This window comes from Paenibacillus sp. FSL R5-0912 (assembly GCF_000758605.1).
Lineage (GTDB): Bacteria > Bacillota > Bacilli > Paenibacillales > Paenibacillaceae > Paenibacillus_AQ.
Genome location: NZ_CP009282.1, coordinates 3,023,206 through 3,040,425 on the forward strand (window position 1 = coordinate 3,023,206; position 17,220 = coordinate 3,040,425).

Genomic DNA, 17,220 nt, shown 5'->3' on the forward strand with positions numbered 1-17,220 from the left:
CGAGAAGGAGAGGATGATTGTGACCAAAAAAGGCAGACTGAGGCTCCCGGCCAGACTGGCCCGGAGCCTGGTCTTCGCCGCAGCGCTCCTGTGGCTGTCCGGCTGCTCCGGCCCGGGCGACAATGCTGCTCCGGCAACCTTGCCGCCGGAGCAGCAGGAGATCGGGGGGGGAGCCGCGACAGCGGTCCCGTCTGGGGCAGCGGCTTCCACTGGGGCCCCGGCCGCTAAAGCTTCGCCCGAAGCTGCAGCGGAGCCTGCGGTGCAGGCGGAGGTTCCGCCGCTGGCGGCGGCGTATGCCGATTACTTCCGCATAGGGGCTGCGGTTGAACCGGAACAGCTGGAGGGACCCGCAGCCGAGCTGCTGAAGCGGCATGTGAACTGGCTCGTGGCCGAGAATGCCATGAAGCCGGATGCGATGGAGCCTGCAGAGGGCAGCTTCACCTGGGAGCGGGCGGACCGCATTGTGGACTTCGCCAAGGAGAACGGCATGGAGCTGCGCTTCCATACGCTGGTCTGGCACAACCAGACGCCGGATTGGTTCTTCCGGGATGAAGCGGGCGAGGCGATGGTCGATGAGACCGATGCATCGAGACGCGAAGCGAACAAGAAGCTGCTGCTGAAGCGGCTGGACAGCTTTGTTACCGCGGTTGTCAGCAGGTATAAGCAGGACATTACCTCCTGGGACGTTGTGAATGAAGTCATCGAGCCGGGAGACCCGGACGGAATGCGGGCCAGCAACTGGTACAGGATTACCGGCACCGGATTCATCGAGACGGCCTTCCGGGCGGCCCGCAAGGCCGGGGGACCGGACATCAAGCTGTATATCAATGACTACAATACGGATGATCCGGTGAAGCGGGACAGATTGTACGGGCTGGTGAAGGAAATGCTGGAGAAGGGGGTACCGATTGACGGGGTGGGGCACCAGACGCATATTAGTCTGGAATACCCCGCCACTGAGCGCATTATAGAATCGCTGGAGCAGTTCCACACGCTGGGACTCGACAATCAGATCACCGAGCTGGATATGAGCCTGTACGTCTATAACGATCTCAGCGATGTCGGCCCGGAGGTTCCGGGGGACATCCTGCAGCAGCAGGCTGAGCGGTACGGGGAATTATTCGATGCGCTGAGAGCACACAAGGAGCTGCTAAGCGGAGTTATGTTCTGGGGAATCGCGGATGACCATACCTGGCTTAGCACCTTCCCGGTAGCCCGGACCGAGGCGCCGCTGCTGTTCGACAGGCAGCATCAGCCCAAACCGGCGTTCCAGGCGGTCACCGGCTTCTAAGTAGTAAAGATCTGGTAAGCCGGGCAAGAATTGCACCTTACAATTCCTTTTGCTTTGCTTGGATAATATAATATTCCGGTATATATATTCTTGCAAAGTGAGGTTGCAACTGGTGCCCAAAACAATCAGGAACAGAATGATCTGGACTGTCGCAGCATGTATGGCCGTAGGGCTGATGACCGCTTGTGAGAGGAATAATAGTCTTCCGGAGCGTTCTCCGGTCCCGCAGGGACAGACGGGGGGCGCTCCGCTATATCAGGAGCCGGGTCTAAGCAGGTATGATCCGCCCGTTGAGCTTTCTTTTGTACGCGAGAACAACGATGCGCTTGAAGAGATACTGAAGGAATTGCCGGGGGAGACGCTGGAGCATAACCGCTGGACCGATCTGTATGAAGAGGTGCTGGGCATTAAGGTCACCTATGACTGGACGGAGTGGAGCTCCATCTACTCCCGCAAGCTGGGCGTATCCCTGGCCTCCGGTGATATTCCCGATATTGTGCGGGTGAATGCCTCGCAGTTAAGGGTGCTCAGCAACGCGGGGCTGATCCAGGATCTGACGGAGGTCTACAGCAAGTATGCCACGCCGCTGACCCGGCAGGTGTTGAGCGAGGAAGGAACAGGACCCTTCGATACCGCCACCATTGACGGCAGGCTTATGGCGATCCCGGAGACCAATTCGTCTATTGAAGGCGCTATGTTCCTGTGGATTCGCACGGACTGGCTGGAAGACCTGGGCCTGGAGCCGCCGCAGACGATGGAGGATGTGCTGGCAATCTCGAAAGCGTTTACCGAGCGGGACCCCGACCGGAACGGCAGGCAGGATACCTACGGGCTGGCAACGACCAAATATCTGTGGGACCCGGTAATGGGACTTACCGGGTTTATGGCCGGTTATGGCGCGTATCCGGGGATCTGGGTACAGGACAAGACCGGCAAGCTGGTCTATGGAGGCATCCAGCCGGAGGTCAAGAAGGCCTTGCTGGTGCTTCAGGACATGTACAGGACGGGGCAGATCGACAGGGAATTCGCCTTCAAGGACGGGGTCAAGGCCGGTGAATGGATCGAGAATGAACAGATCGGAATGTTGTACGGCGAGCAGTGGGGATCATTCCTGGTTCAGCTCAGCCGTATACACAATCCGCAGGCCCAGTGGCAAGCCTTCCCGCTTGTATCGGAATCCGGGGCCCCGCCGAAGGTTCCGCTTCCGTTCAGCACCAGCCATTTCCTGGCGGTCAGACAAGGGATAAAGCATCCTGAAGCGCTCATCAAGCTGATCAACCTGCATCTGGAGAAAAACTGGGGAGCGACCAGCGAGGTAGAGCGGTTCTATAACGCTCCGCAGGCGGTATGGAAGCTGTCACCCGTGACACCGTTTCCGGTCCGGAAGAATCTGGAGGCCTTCCAGCAATTGGAGACCTTCCGGCGGGACGGTGATGCCTCGGTGCTTAAGGATGAAGCGAAGACGATCCAGAAGCGGATTTCCGCCTATGAGGCCGGTGGTCCGGATAGCGAGACAGGCTGGGGCTGGGAGAAGACGTACGGGGTTTCGGGTGCTTTTTCCATCCTGGACAGGTATGAACGTAAATCTCAGCTACTCTATGAGAGCTTCGTCGGTGCACCTACAGAGACGATGATTGAGAAGCAGAATATTCTATATAATCTTCAGATTGACTCCTTTCTGGATATCATTCAGGGAAGACCGATCAGCCAGTTCGATGATTTCGTTGCCCAGTGGAACAAGCTTGGCGGCGAGCAGATCACGGCTGAGGTCAATGAGTGGTATGCGGAGAAGGGCGGGAACCGGAAATGATCTGGCATGAAGAAAGCATCGGAGGCGGTACACTTGCTTAAATTTCCTGCGGTGTCCATGCGCCACACTATTTTTATCCGGATGGTCGTTACTTATCTCGCAATTATTCTGCCGATTCTGCTGCTTGGCCTCTATCTGTACAACTGGAGTTACCGCAATGCAAGCCAGGATCTGTCCAGAGCCACGCTGTCGCAATTGACCTATTACCTGGAGGACCTGAACCGCGAGGTGGAATGGATGGAGATCCAGCAGTATGATCTTGCCCAGGATACCGAATTGAACAAGATTGCCGTAACCTGGAGCTACATGGACGATGTGGAAAAAAGAGAAAGCCTGAACTACGTTACGCAGCGGCTCACCTCCCTGAAGAACAGCAGCGCCTACATCGGCGATGTGTTCGTTCATATCCGTACGATCAACAAAACGTTGTCCGCGATGAACGGCATTGATGAGCTAGACAGCGGCAAGTTCAATTTCTTCCGGTCCGTCGATCTGAGAAAAGAAGGCCGGCTGATCAACTGGAACAACTCCCTGGAGCTGAGCGTGACCCAGTCCAGCGGCAGAATGGGCGAGCCCCCGCTGTTCATCGTGCAGATTGAGCTGGACAATGAGAAGCTGAAGGATTCGCTCCGGGCCATTAACGCCTATGAAGAGAGCGGCTCTCTGCTGGTCTCGAGGCAGACGGATTATGCGCTCGGAACCGAGAACAGCTCTCCGGAGCTGATTGAGAGCTATCACCAGGCCATTGATGAAGGGGACCTGTACAACTGGGAACTGGACGGAACACGGTATCATATCGACAGCTTCACCTCAGACAAGCTGGGGATGGCTGTAGCCACCTATTTGCCGGAGAAGGCGGTCAAGCGCCCGCTGACCAAGTTTGTGGTCTGGGCCTGGCTGTTCGCGGCTGCTTCCTTCCTGGCGGTGCTTATCTATTCCTATGCCACCTATAAGTTCGTACAGAAGCCGCTGCTTGTACTGATCCGCAGCTTCAAGCGGATGGAGAGCGGTTCGCTTGATATTCAGATTGACCATGCCCGCAAGGATGAATTCGGCTATCTGTATCTCCGCTTCAACCAGATGCTCAGCAGGCTGCGGATGCTGATTGATCAGGATTATACCCAGAAGCTGATGATGCAGCGGGCGGAGCTGAAGCAGCTTCAGTCGCAGATCAACCCGCATTTTCTGTACAACAGCTTCTTTATTCTCAGCTCGCTGGCCAAGCAAGGGGACAGTGACCGGATTGAGGACTTTTCGGGGATGCTGGGCGAATATTTCAGATTCATCACCCGTAACGGGGAGGATAATGTCCGGCTCGCGGAGGAGACCAGGCATTCCCGGATGTATACGGAGATCCAGAAGATGCGGTTCTCCAGACGCATTCTGGTCCGGTTCGACGAGCTGCCGGAAGCCATGGAGGAGCTACGTGTTCCGCGCCTGATTCTCCAGCCCATTATCGAGAATGCCTATGAGCATTGTCTGGAGAAGCAGGCGGAGGAGGGGGAACTGCGGGTTGCTTTTGAGCAGGGGGAGGAAGAAATCCGGATCATTGTCGAGGACAATGGAAGCGGGCTGACGGATGAAGCGATCGAGGCCTTGGGGCATCGGCTGAATCAGAACGGCGGAACGCATGAAATCACCGGCATGGGCAATATTCACCGGCGCATCCAGCTCATCTACGGGGAAGGCAGCGGCTTGTTCCTGCATAGAAGCACGCTGAACGGCCTCAGGGTCGAGATCCGAATTAGACTGACAGGAGGTGAAGGGCTTGTACAGACTTCTGATCGTTGACGATGAAGAGATTATAACAGACGGCTTATACGAGGCCTTCAATCAGCTTATTCCCGACAAGCTCGATGTCTACAAGGTCTATTCGGCCAAAGCGGCACTGGAGTGGCTCTCCCGCACCCGGATCGATATTGTGCTGACGGATATTCGGATGCCCGGGATGAGCGGACTCGAAATGTCTGAGCAAATCCGTGAATTCTGGCCGCGGTCGAGGATTGTATTCCTGACCGGCTACAGCGAGTTCGATTATGCCTACAGAGCGCTGCAAATTCCCGGTGCCCGTTACCTGCTTAAGACGGAAGGCTTCGACAAGATTATTGAGACGGTGCAGGAGGTGCTGCTGGAGATTGAGCAGGGCAACCAGCTGAGCGAGCTTCTGGAGCAGTCCAGGGAGCAGCGTGATTCGATGGAAATAGCGGCGCAGGGCGATTATCTCCGTCATCTGCTTCAAGATAGCCAAGTCTTGTGTGCGGATGTGCAGACGTTAAGCACGGATTTCCTTAAGCTGGGCATCAGCCTGGAGCCCGGGTCCCCGGTGATGCTGATTCTTGGACGGCTCACGTACCCGGAGGGCACCTCCTACATGGACCGGAGCGAGATTCTGACTTCTTCCCGGCTAATCTGGAATTCCCATCTGGCGGAGATGACCCGGCATACCTGGGTACTGGACAGACACGGGGATCTCTTATGGCTGCTCCAGCCCCTGCATCATGCCGAAGCTGTATTTGGCGGGCATTTGTCGCGGTATCTGGAAGGGACGCTGGAGCTGATCCAGGATTCCTTCCGGCAGACGCTTGGCCTGCCTGTTGCTTTTACGGTCAGCGGCTCGGCCTGCGCCTGGACGGAGATCGGGCGTCACTACGAACGGCTCCACCGTCTGCAGCAGGTGAAGATCGGTGACGGCATCTCCATGGTGCAGATTGACCGGAGCGGCCCGCCGGAGCCGGACGGAATCAGGGAGACGGGGGTCCGGCTCCAGCAGCGGGTGGAGAATCTTGCGGCGCATCTGGATGCCGGCCGGCGGGAGCGGTTCGCAGAGACGCTTGAAGAGATCACGGAAGGCATCCATTCCAGCGTCTCCGTAGAAGAAGCTGCGGAGCTGTATTATACAGCTGCCCTTGTCCTGCTGTCCCATTTGAACCGTTCGGAGTACTATAGCCTTGTCAATGAATATAGCAAGCTGATGCGGCTTGACGAGCATTCGTCCCTGAAGGAGGGCTTCTATTATCTGGAGAAGCTGGCCTCCGATCTCTTTGAGCTTAGAAGCACTGCCGAGAAGGAGCGCTCCTTAGAGGTGATTGAGCGGATCTGCGAGTATATCCACAGCCATCTGGGTGAGGACCTGTCTTTGGTACGGCTGGCCGAGCTTCACTATTTCAACCCGTCGTATCTGTCCCGGTTCTTCAAGCAGGAGCAGGGCATTAATCTGTCGGAGTTCATCGACCATTGCCGGGCGGTGAAGGCGAAGGAGCTGCTGGGGAACGAGGCGCTCAAAATACGTGATGTGGCGCTGTATGTCGGCTATGAGGCTCCTCACTCCTTCACCCGGTTCTTCAAAAAAATGACGGGGATGACTCCCCAGGAATTCAGGGAGTCTATGCATATAAAACTATAATCTGCCAGTCTATTAACTATAATCAGACAGGTTTCCCCCCCATCTCCCTGGAGAGTACAATTCAATTGTATTCGCTTTCATTACTACGGCATAAGCCGATTCCCCAAACAAGAAGGAGATGGGTATCTGTGAGAAAAAGGAAGTTGAACTGGTCCATCAAGCTGCTGGTTATGATGGCGCTGCTGCTGGTTCCTATGCAGTCCGGCGGCGGTACCGCAAGTGCCTGGGAGGGAACTCCCGTGTCCAAGCTCCATGTCAGCGGCAATCAGCTGGTGAACGGCAGCGGGCAGCCTGTACTCCTCAGCGGCTGGCATCAGCCTACCGGAGTCTACTGGACGTATCAGAACAGTAACTATTATCTGAACCGCAACGCAGGGAACCGTCATGCGGCTACCCTGGAGTACCTTAAGGAAATTACGGACACCTTCACCAGCACCTCGGGCAAATACGGCAACAGCCATGGCTGGTATTCGAACCAGGTCCGCTTGTTCATCGACCGGGAGGATATGGGGGATGTGGCTGCAGGAACCTATAACTTCGCGGGTCTTCAGGCGGCCACCCAGAATGTGATTATCCCTTATGTCCAATATGCCAAGACGAAAGGGTTGTATGTCACACTGGGGCTGGATTTCACCCTGCTGGATAACAAGGCGACCACCCAGGCCAATCTGGACAAGTTCAATCAGATCTGGGGTTACCTGGCCTCCCAGCCGGCCCTCAAAAGCGCAGATAATGTGATGTTCGAGCTGGTTAACGAGCCGGTGCTGAGCGATGTGAACGGACAATGGGGCGGAAATCCCTCCCAGCCTAACTTCGAGGCCTTCTGGAATTCACTGAAGAACTTCCAGAACTCCATGATCTCCACGATCCGCAGTAAGGGCGCGGATAATGTGATCTGGGCTGCAGGACTCGGATGGGACCAGCATTACCAGCTGACCGCATCCAATCCGCTTACGGACCCGCTGAACAACTACGGCTATGCCGTACACTGGTATCCGGGCTACGGCGCGTATGACGATTTCAATTCGCTTCAGCAGATCTGGGATAGCAGCATCAAGCCTGCTGCCGATAAGTACCCGATCAATATTACCGAGACCACCTGGTTCAAGAGACAGCCGGGAGACTCCGAATATTGGGATCTGTTCAACGGTACGAACGCAGGCTTCGGCAAGAACACCAAAGCGATCTTCACCGCAGCCGGTAATGTCAGCATTGCCGTCCATATGAACGGCTTCCTGCTGGACCCCGGCCCCAAAAGCTCCTTCGCAGACCCGGACGGCGGACTGATGTATGACGGCAATGCCACCCGGGACGGAATGGCGCGGTTTATCTTCGAATGGTATTATGAGCGGGCGCAGTTCAATCCCTGGAACGGCATATGGAACGGGGTAACCAACAATGCGAAGTATAAGCTGATCAACCGGGCGTCAGGCAAAGCGATTGATGTTCCGAACGGGCAGAATACGAACTCCCTTCAGCTTCAGCAATGGCCGGAGAATACTGCGGCTGCCCAGCAATGGACAGCTACCGATATGGGCACGTACAATAACGTGTACCGGCTGCGCAGTGTGAACTCTTCGGACAACAAAGTGATGGATGTGCGAAACGGAACGAAGAATAACGGCGAAGCCATCCAGCTGATGCAGGATTTGAACAACACTGCCCAGCAGTTCAGACTGATTAAGCTGAGTAACGGGTACTGGAGCATTCTGAACGTGAACAGCAACAGAGCCGTTGAAGTCACAGGAGCCTCCAGTGCGGACGGCGCGAAGCTGCAGCAGAACCTGTACCGCGGCGATCTGCACCAGCAATGGAAGCTGGTTCAGGTGAATTAAAGGGTAAGCGCAAAACACAGAGCTTCCTTCTCCTGCGGGGTCCGGGATCATACCGGACTCCGCAGGGGGACGGGAGTTTTTTTGCGGTGGTGCGGGGGGAAGAGGGCGGGCGTGGGAGCAAATATGTGCGAAAAACCGAATACATTAGACGGGCGCCGAGTGCGAAGGTCAAATGTGTGCGAAAACAAACATGTCTTTCAAGGCACAACTCCAGCATGAAAATGAGCAGCGTGGCTAAAAAACAGAACATCGTCTTTTCATTTATTTAACATATTTTAACGGAAAACCGAACACAATTAGACCGGGTGGGTAGCGTAAGCCGAATGTAATCGAAAAACCGAACACAATTGGACTGGGTGCACCGCGTAGGCCAAATGTAATCGAAAAACCGAACACAATTGGACTGGGTGCACCGCGTAGGCCGAATGTAATCGAAAAACCGAACACAATTGGACTGGGTACGCCGCTTAAGCCGAATGTAATCGAAAAACCGAACACAATTGGACTGGGTAAGCCACGTAAGCCAAATGTAATCGAAAAACCGAACACAATTGGACTGGGTGCACCGCGTAGGCCAAATGTAATCGAAAAACCGAACACAATTGGAAAGGGTGCACCGCGTAGGCCAAATGTAATCGAAAAACCGAACACAATTGGACTGGGTGCACCGCGTAGGCCAAATGTAATCGAAAAACCGAACACAATTGGACTGGGTGCACCGCGTAAGCCGAATGTAATCGAAAAACCGAACACAATTGGACTGTGAGCGCCGCGTAGGCCGTGCGTTTATCGCAGTGCCAGACGTATTTTCACAGAAAAACCGAATACATTGAACAGGCGCGGGGTGAGGGCCTAATTCCGCCTTCAAATCAAATTTAGAAAAGCAACATACGTCGATATGAAAGCAACGTGAAGCTATAGATTACAAGGATTATGTGTGTTTAAATACATAAAGAATACAGCATTTGCTCTGGAACCTACATTTGGAGTGATGCGAAAGGATGAATACTGATCATGGACAAACAACTGGTGGACAAACAGCAACAGCTCGGCTTGACGCCTCCGATGGGCTGGAACTCATGGAACACCTTCACCTGGGATATTAACGAGCAGTTGATCCGGGAGGCCGCCGATACCCTGGTGGCAGACGGTTATAAGGCTGCGGGATATGATTACATTGTCATTGACGACTGCTGGAGTCTGAAAGAACGGGACAAGGATGGCAAGCTGGTCGCTGATCCGGTCAAATTCCCGAGGGGAATGAAGGCGCTTGCAGATTATATTCACTCCAAGGGACTGAAGTTCGGCATGTACTCTTGTGTAGGCACACATACCTGCGCCGGGTATCCGGGGAGCTTCGAGCATGAATTCCAGGATGCGGAATCTCTGGCTGAATGGGGCGTGGATTTTCTTAAGTATGACTATTGCTTCAAGCCCAGACACATGTCGGGAGAGCTGCTGTACAAGCGGATGAGTCTCGCACTGAAGAACTGCGGCAGAGACATTCTGTTCTCCGCGTGCAACTGGGGCGAGGACAACGTCTATCAGTGGATTCGTGAATCCGGCGCTCATATGTACCGCTCTACCGGAGATATCCAGGACAGCTGGGAATCCATCAAGACCCTGGCTCTGTCGCAGCTGGATAAAGCCGCCTACACCGGGGCCTACTGCCATAATGACCTGGATATGTTGGTAGTCGGCATGTACGGAGGCAGCAACAGCGACTTCATCGGCAGTCAGATCGGCGGCTGCACGGATGTGGAGTACAAGACCCACTTCTCACTATGGAGCCTGCTGGGTTCCCCGCTGATGATCGGCAGCGATATCCGCAAGGCCAACGAGGCCACCAAGAATATTCTGTTGAACCCGGATCTGATTGCCATCAATCAGGATGTGGAGAGCCGCGGGGCTTACCGCATCAAGCCGGAACCCCAGTGGTTCCATGCAGATGATGTGTTCATGCTGGTCAAAGTATTGTCGGACGGAGACCTTGCGATCGGCTTCTTCAACCTGAGCGATGGACAAAGAGAAATGTCGCTGCAATTCTGGGATTTCGGACTCCCGTATGCCTCCAGCAAATCGCTGTCCCTGTATGACTGCTGGGAGCATAAAGAGCTTGGTGTATTCAGAGAACGATATGCTCCGGTCGTCGCAGCCCATGATTGTCTGATTGTGCGGGCCAAATTGGTGTAGGAAGAGAAGTGCGTGAGCGTGAACATGAATAGAACATGCAGACAATGCGGCGTTCCCCTGGTGACGGATGATGTGGCGATCTACCTGAAGCTTGTTACGCGCAACGCGCAAGACTTCCTGTGTATAGACTGTCTTGGCGAGCAGCTGAAATGCGGACGCGAGCCGATTGAGCGGCTGATCAAGTATTTCAGGGAATCGGGAAAATGCGTGTTGTTCCGTTAGTTGTACTACTTGCATTACCCCCTATTGGCAGGCGCGGAAGAAAGCAGCGGACAGAATGCTGCGCCACGTGCTTGCTGGCAGGGGGTTTTTGGGCTACCTGTATAGCGTTGCTTCATCGGTCGTATATGCTTATTGTCTGGTGTGGTCATCTTTTCCAGCCTCATGTTTATATTCCGGGCGATCAATCTCTTCCAGGCGTCTAATCAGCTGCGGAGCCCACTCTCTGAATTCCTATACAAGAACGCGGTGAATCTTGGAGCAGCATTAGTATGGGTGTGGCTGGGACTGGTAGCTGGTAGCTATCTGCGGGTGTGACTGGGACTGGTAGCTGGTAGCTATCTGCGGATGTGACTGGGACTGTGGCAGGAAATAGCAGTTGGATTTTCTCCACTTGCTTAGGGGTGGAGGAGGCCTTGCCGGGAAACGGTTGGAAAAACAGCACTTAATTTGCTGCCAAACGATCAGAGCAGGGGAAATGCATGAAATTAAATGACGTTTATCCAATTAAATTCCTCAGAAGCTCCCAATCATCCCAATTAAGATACGTTTATCCAACTAAAACCCGGGGCTCTTTAGCAAAATAGCAGTAGATGTACGAGAAGCTACAGTAGAACCGAAACAAGAACCTAAACAAGACCCGAAACAGCAGAGTAGCGATTCTCCAGGTACCAGGTAACGGGAGAATCGCTGCTCTTTTTGATCTATATGGTGTTGGGCACGGACCTCGTCTGTCTCAACTTGCCGGAATTATAACTGTGGATCAGCCCCGGCAGGCGGGAGCATGATGCCACATGTCTTTAGTTCATTACTTTCGCTTGCACCAGCAAGCGGAGGATGACGGTTGCCGCTTCCGCACGGGTAGCGGATTGCCCCGGTTGGAACAGACCGGCCGGTGTTCCGGTGATCAGGCCAACCTGAACCGCCTTGTCTATATCCTGCTGCGCCCAGCCCGCAATCTTGTCTGCATCCTTGAAGGCTGCAGGCTGAAGCTCTGAAGCTGGGAGCGGCGAGCCTGCAAGGGCCATCGCCTTAACCAGAATAACGGTCATCTCCTGGCGGGTAATGATATCGTTCGGCCGGAAATTATTGTCCGTTCCGCCCCGCACCAGACCCAACTCAGCGGCTGTTCCGACGCTTCCGGTGTACCACACACCGGAGGGGATATCCTTGAACGAAACGTCTGCCGAACCGGAGGAGGAGTAGCCCAGTGCACGAACCATCATCGCTGCGAATTCCGCGCGGGTTGTGGTAGCGTTTGGTGCGAATTGGCTATCCGTTAAGCCGGTGAGGATGTACTTTGAGGCCAGCTTTTCGACGGATGCCTGTGCCCAGTGCCCCTTGATATCCTCGAATGTCTTGTTACTTGAAATCACCGCAAACGTGCCGTTGCTCGGACTGTAGAAGGTTACACCGGTGCCGCTGATGACAGCCGGAACGAAGGTGAAGCTTCTGTCCTTCTCAATTCGCACCACGGTTGTATTACGGCTGTCCGCCGGAGCATCGAGCTGCAAGGTGCCACGGGAATAGCTGCCCTTAAACCCCGGGATCACCACCGTACGTCCATTGGCTTCAACCGTTACCGTGTACTCAATGGCAGGGCTGATTAATTTGCCCTTGGCTGCCAGAACAGCCTGAACGATCTCTTGCTGCCGTTGTTCCGGCAAGACCATCATACTGACCTTGAGCTTCCAGTCTTCGGTTCCCAATTGCTGTCCCCAAGCAGCGGTATCTACCGCTTTTACAGGGAAGTGGAAGGTGCCGAGCGGAGACGAGACGGTGAGCTGTTCCGCCGCTTTTACCTTCTGGGCATCCAATGTGGCTGTGGCAGTAGCTCCTGTAACCTCTGCTTCGACGGTCACATGGCCGCTGCCGCTTGGTGCTTCCGGCTGCACAGGATTGACCGAGCCAACGGTAGTGCCGCCCCCGTTGCCGCTGCCGGCGTTCGTACCGCTATTGTTACCGCCGCCGTGGTTACCGCCGCCAGTATCGCCGCCACCAGTATCACCGCCGCCAGTATCGCCGCCGCCAGTATCACCGCCACCAGTATCACCGCCGCCAGTATCGCCGCCGCCAGTATCACCGCCGCCAGTATCGCCGCCGCCAGTATCGCCGCCGCCAGTATCGCCGCCACCAGTATCGCCGCCGCCAGTATCACCGCCGCCAGTATCGCCGCCGCCAGTATCACCGCCGCCAGTATCGCCGCCGCCAGTTTCACCACCGCCGTCAGTCACAAGCGTATGCCGCGGGTAAATATCGAACCGGTCGAACGCAGGCGCGTATTGGCGCGGGACCGCTGTGTAAGGAGTGAAGCCTTGCGCGCCGGTTCCTCCATAAGGGTTGGAGCCCCCGTCATACGTATTATTATTGGAGAAGCGGATGCTGTTAGTGCCTGCTTTCAGTTCAACATCCAAGGTCTGTGTGGCGAACTGCTGCCATGAGATGGTGTTCTTGAAAAAGACGGTCTGCGGCTCGCCGCCATTGACGCTGACCTGTGTATACCGTTCAACAACGTCGTTGTTGTAGGCATGCGTCCCGGCGCTTTCGCCGTTCGCGTAGGTTACGACGAGCTTATAGGTACCTGCTTTGGACACTGTGATGTCCTTCAGCTCCAGATACCGCTCTGCTCCGTCGTAGGAGGTAATGCCATTCACATATTTGCCGCCTGAGGCGTATTTGGCAAAGGCATCCTCCCGAACCAGCGGCAGCTCGGAGCCGGCCGGAGTACCTACGACCGTTGCCGCCTCTGCCTCAACGGAATATACAGAAGTCTGGCTGACGAAGGCTGCGTTAATATAATCCAGGCTAAGCGCAGCGCTGGAACGCACATCAACCAGGTTAATGCCTGTGCGTAAGAAGGTAGGTACTGTAGCGGTCTGCCATTGTCCGCTGGTATTGGTAACAGGCAGATCTACTAGCGGCTTGCGGTCATGTTGGATTTGCAGGCTGCCCGCACCCGATGCTGAATAGCGGATCTGCAGATCATACATGCCGTCCTCCAGTACACTTACAACAAAACGGGTGTTGGCGTCCTGGCTGCTGCCGTAACCGGTCACATATCCGGCACCCTCGAAGCCTTCCAGGCTGCTCTCTCTCGACAACCCCAGCGCAGGATCATAGTCGGCAAATTCTGCCTGTACACGGTAATTCGCTTGTGCGCCCGGCATACCGCTATAAGTTACTTCCATCGCGTCAAGGGTGGATTCGCCCTGGCCTGCTTCTCCCGTATCCGGGTTGTACTTGCTGATGCCGATGGAATGCGTCCCTTGCGTCAGATCGGCAAAGATCGTATTGCTTCCCAGCAGCTGCATGTTGTAATCTGCACGCAGAACCACCTTCGTTGCCGGGTGATCATCAATTTGGATGAACCATTCGGAATTGATCCGCTGATTCGCATCTCCGGTATTGGATTGATTGCGCAGGGGGGAGGTTGCGCCGCTGCCTCCAATCAGATCCAGCCGGTAGCTCCCATCCGCCGGAACCGTAACATCTGTCCATTTCACCAGGCTTTCCGCAGCCTTGATGCCTTGGACGTACTGGCCGTTCGAGGCAGAGCGTCCGGTGCTCTTGCGCGGATAGTGATCCGTCAGGGTCACATTGGTCCGCACCTCTGCATTCTCAGCCTCGAAGCGCTTATAGAAAGTCTCCTTCGGGGCATGATCGACAGCCGGAGTAATGACTGCATAATACGCCGAGGTGTAATCGTTCAGGTTGACATCCAGTGTGACCGAGCCGTTCTTGACGGAATAATCACGGTCAAGAATCTGGGTAGGCTCAACGAGGAATCCGGTTAAGCCCGTATATCCAGCGTGCCATACGGTGATATGAACGGCTTCTGCGTCTGTGAGGAAGGAGGGGCTGTTCCCATTGCCGGTCACATTGTTGAACACGATCTGGCTATCTCCCTGTGTGCCTCCGAACGCGATACTGGCCTGCTTCTTGTTGTCCTGAATGGAGCTTAGCCCGTACAAGCCGGGGCCGAAGGCGTCATTCTCATGTCTGGCATTGATGACCTCGATCTTGGCCATGTCGCCGCCCATCATGTCGGCATACCATTTGTAGAGCCACCATGCCCCGTTAGGCTCATTCTGCCCGGCGAGCAGGGACCCGTAGGAGTTGGCCGTGTTCCAATACGGCAGCATACTGTTCATTTTCAGCTCATCATAACGTGCAATGTAATGAATAAGCGAGCCGCCTACGGCAATCTCCGAGGTAGCGGCATACTCATTGATGTCCACCTTGATCGGGAAGGGCACCGTCCGGTCCGGATACAGCTCTTTATAGCGCTGCACGGACCTCTCTTCCACCGTCCGGAAGGTGGCCACATTCGAGGGAGCCTGGTTGAAGGCTTTGTCCCACAGCATATGCCAGCTGATAATGTCCGGCAGACAGTCATTCTCTACGCAGTAGGGAATGAAATCCTCGAATACCTTGGCTCCGTACTGGGTCAAATTCACTCCGGAAATGACGGCGCCGGGGTCAATCTCTTTGATCTTCTTCGTTACTGCCAGCCAGTCGCTGTTGAATACGGCTCTTGAATTCTTGCCCGTCTGGTTGTCTGACAGGAGCTGGGGATAACGGGTATTGTTCTGCTCAGGCTCATTGAACGGGATATAGATGAATCTTGCATCGGGGTCCTTGCCCGGATTCGCCGCCGCCCATTGCTCTTTATAGGCTTTGACTGCCGTTGTAATCGGAATGACGGCTTCCTGAATATATTCATTCGCCGTTCTGGACGGATAGTACCAATGCTGATAATAATCCTGCATAACGATGTTTACAGCTTCCCCGCCGGCCTCGAAGAAATAGTCCGACACCCGGAGCGCGTCTCCGGTTGGATGCTGGATACCGTTCGGCGGCTTCTGGGAGATATGCGAGGGCTTGATCGGAATCAGCGTGTTGATATCCGGCACATTAGGCTCGCTGATCGCATACAGTGCGCCGGAAGAGCCATGGAATACAGGTCCGAGCGAACGGTCTGCCAGATCGACCGAGATTATGGCCGGCTTGGCTGAAGTGTTCTCTTCATGCTTCGTCTCTGCATAGAGTGCGCTTACCTGATTGGCATTTAACTGGACATTGTAAATCCGCAGATCGTCAAATTTACCCTTGATATCTCCATCCGAGGTGTAAAGCGATCTGCCGAAATCATTGAATGTCAGGGCGTCCAGATAGCCGCGCGAGAAGAAATGCTCCAGAACTGAGGTCATTGTTGCATCCGGAGAGCTTTTACCCAGATCCAGACCTTTGGTGCCCACGGGAACACCGTCCTGGTATACCTCGTAGGCCCCGCTGCTTGTCATCGTAATGACGACTTGCTGCCATTTGCCTCTAGCGGGATTGCGGTTCCAGACGATATCGCCTTTGTAGCTGGCAATTTCATTCGGATTCGTCCCGGTATATATACGGTTGCTGAACGTACCATCCCCGGCAATGACAATGAATTCTGAATCCTGCCAACCGTTTACTCCGGCGTTTGTCAGCCCCTTCTCGGCAATGGTCGAGGACAGCAGGCGTGAATAGGCGCCTGAGGATGAGTCAATATTTGCCCAGAAGGCGATGGACAGCTCATCCTCGATTCCGCTGTAGAGCTGATCCGGCAGCTTCAGCCAGCCGGTGCCGTTCCCGCCGCCGGGTAAGGAGAGGACCTCTCCGCGCTGGTCGTCGTATACAATCGACGCTACCCCTTTAAGCTCGGCGCGTTCAGCACCTGCAGCAGGATAGACGCTATTCACCACCGAGACACGGTCGACCACCTGTCCGGGGTGGAAGCTCCATTGGTACAGCGGAGCCGCCTCAGCGTTGACTTCCTTCTGTTGCACTTGATCCTGCTGGAACTGTTGCTGCTCCAGCAGTATTTGCTCAGGAGCAGACTCCGGGACCGGCAGCGGATCAGACAACTGATCCGTGGAAGCGCTTGCTAATGTAGATGGCAGAATAGTCAGGAATACCAGCATGGATATCAGTGAACGTTTAAGATGCAGCCTCAATAGAATCTCACCTCTTGTGTTTTTTTGAAATAAAAGAATTTATAGGTTTCACCTGATCACTTATCCTTTTATTTCTCGCTGAAATGGTACCATCCTTCAAAAGGACGGTGTTTCCGTCTCTACTTGGATACCTCTTGTCATTCTGGTGCAGTATTCATCTGTAGTAGTAATCGCACTGTCATTCCGGGCTATTTCCGCATAGGCACCGCAACCTCCCTGTTCATTGCCGTATCTCTTCACCGAGAATGTTAAGTGAATGGACAGCACTATAAAATCAAGCTTTTTTACTGTTTTTGTTCCTTTCTTTACGATCTGGGCAAGGGCGGGAAATCTGCAGCATACGATGCTGCGCGGGCGGATAGCGGAATCCGGCCAGCCGGATGTCCCTTCAGGCCTGAAGAGGTAAAAAAGAGAGAAAAAAGAGTAAAAAAAAGACATGCCAGTCAGGGTAGAAAGAAAGCCCCCGGGAGTCTATCATT

General features: G+C 54.7%; 10 protein-coding genes. 8 read left to right on the forward strand and 2 right to left on the reverse strand.

Annotated features, from left to right (window positions below):
* Positions 1–19 precede the first annotated feature (19 nt).
* The 5 genes from R50912_RS12565 (at position 20) to R50912_RS12585 (ending at position 8,339) form a co-directional block, all read left to right on the forward strand.
* Positions 20–1,291, forward strand: a complete 1,272-nt coding sequence (locus tag R50912_RS12565) for a glycoside hydrolase family 10 protein (RefSeq protein WP_231637838.1) — start codon at positions 20–22, stop codon at positions 1,289–1,291.
* 136 nt (positions 1,292–1,427) lie between these two features.
* Positions 1,428–3,101 (forward strand): extracellular solute-binding protein, encoded by a 1,674-nt coding sequence (locus R50912_RS12570; RefSeq protein ID WP_052416834.1) that lies wholly within the window; start codon positions 1,428–1,430, stop codon positions 3,099–3,101.
* A gap of 33 nt (positions 3,102–3,134) precedes the next feature.
* Positions 3,135–4,892 carry a sensor histidine kinase gene (locus R50912_RS12575; protein WP_042235222.1) on the forward strand — a complete coding sequence of 586 codons (1,758 nt, stop codon included), beginning with the start codon at positions 3,135–3,137 and terminating at the stop codon, positions 4,890–4,892.
* Positions 4,870–6,504, forward strand: a complete 1,635-nt coding sequence (locus tag R50912_RS12580) for a response regulator (RefSeq protein ID WP_042235224.1) — start codon at positions 4,870–4,872, stop codon at positions 6,502–6,504. The genes R50912_RS12575 and R50912_RS12580 overlap by 23 nt, the downstream gene beginning before the upstream one ends.
* A gap of 128 nt (positions 6,505–6,632) precedes the next feature.
* Positions 6,633–8,339 (forward strand): RICIN domain-containing protein, encoded by a 1,707-nt coding sequence (locus tag R50912_RS12585; RefSeq protein ID WP_231637839.1) that lies wholly within the window; start codon positions 6,633–6,635, stop codon positions 8,337–8,339.
* 261 nt (positions 8,340–8,600) lie between these two features.
* Here the strand turns inward: R50912_RS12585 and R50912_RS34925 are convergent, their stop codons facing one another.
* A complete protein-coding gene (locus R50912_RS34925; protein ID WP_156123100.1) occupies positions 8,601–9,092 on the reverse strand; it encodes a hypothetical protein in 492 nt (163 codons plus the stop codon).
* A 261-nt stretch (positions 9,093–9,353) separates the two neighbouring features.
* On the opposite strand from R50912_RS34925, the gene R50912_RS12590 reads away from it, so the two are divergent.
* Together R50912_RS12590 and R50912_RS12595 are read left to right on the forward strand one after the other, a co-directional pair.
* Positions 9,354–10,532 carry a glycoside hydrolase family 27 protein gene (locus R50912_RS12590; protein ID WP_042235225.1) on the forward strand — a complete coding sequence of 393 codons (1,179 nt, stop codon included), beginning with the start codon at positions 9,354–9,356 and terminating at the stop codon, positions 10,530–10,532.
* Positions 10,533–10,544: 12 nt separating this feature from the next.
* Positions 10,545–10,754 carry a hypothetical protein gene (locus tag R50912_RS12595; protein ID WP_197073143.1) on the forward strand — a complete coding sequence of 70 codons (210 nt, stop codon included), beginning with the start codon at positions 10,545–10,547 and terminating at the stop codon, positions 10,752–10,754.
* A 797-nt stretch (positions 10,755–11,551) separates the two neighbouring features.
* Here R50912_RS12595 and R50912_RS33265 read toward each other — a convergent pair.
* Positions 11,552–16,741, reverse strand: coding sequence for an S-layer homology domain-containing protein (locus R50912_RS33265; protein WP_052416265.1), 5,190 nt, complete (start codon positions 16,739–16,741; stop codon positions 11,552–11,554).
* A 256-nt stretch (positions 16,742–16,997) separates the two neighbouring features.
* On the opposite strand from R50912_RS33265, the gene R50912_RS34930 reads away from it, so the two are divergent.
* Positions 16,998–17,147 (forward strand): hypothetical protein, encoded by a 150-nt coding sequence (locus R50912_RS34930; RefSeq protein ID WP_156123102.1) that lies wholly within the window; start codon positions 16,998–17,000, stop codon positions 17,145–17,147.
* Positions 17,148–17,220: the final 73 nt, after the last annotated feature.

Excerpts from the sequence above, each read along its gene's own strand:
- R50912_RS12590 (WP_042235225.1), top strand. The coding sequence starts at position 9,354 with ATGGACAAACAACTGGTGGACAAACAGCAACAGCTCGGCTTGACGCCT.
- R50912_RS12570 (WP_052416834.1), top strand. The coding sequence starts at position 1,428 with ATGATCTGGACTGTCGCAGCATGTATGGCCGTAGGGCTGATGACCGCT.
- R50912_RS34930 (WP_156123102.1), top strand. The coding sequence starts at position 16,998 with ATGGACAGCACTATAAAATCAAGCTTTTTTACTGTTTTTGTTCCTTTC.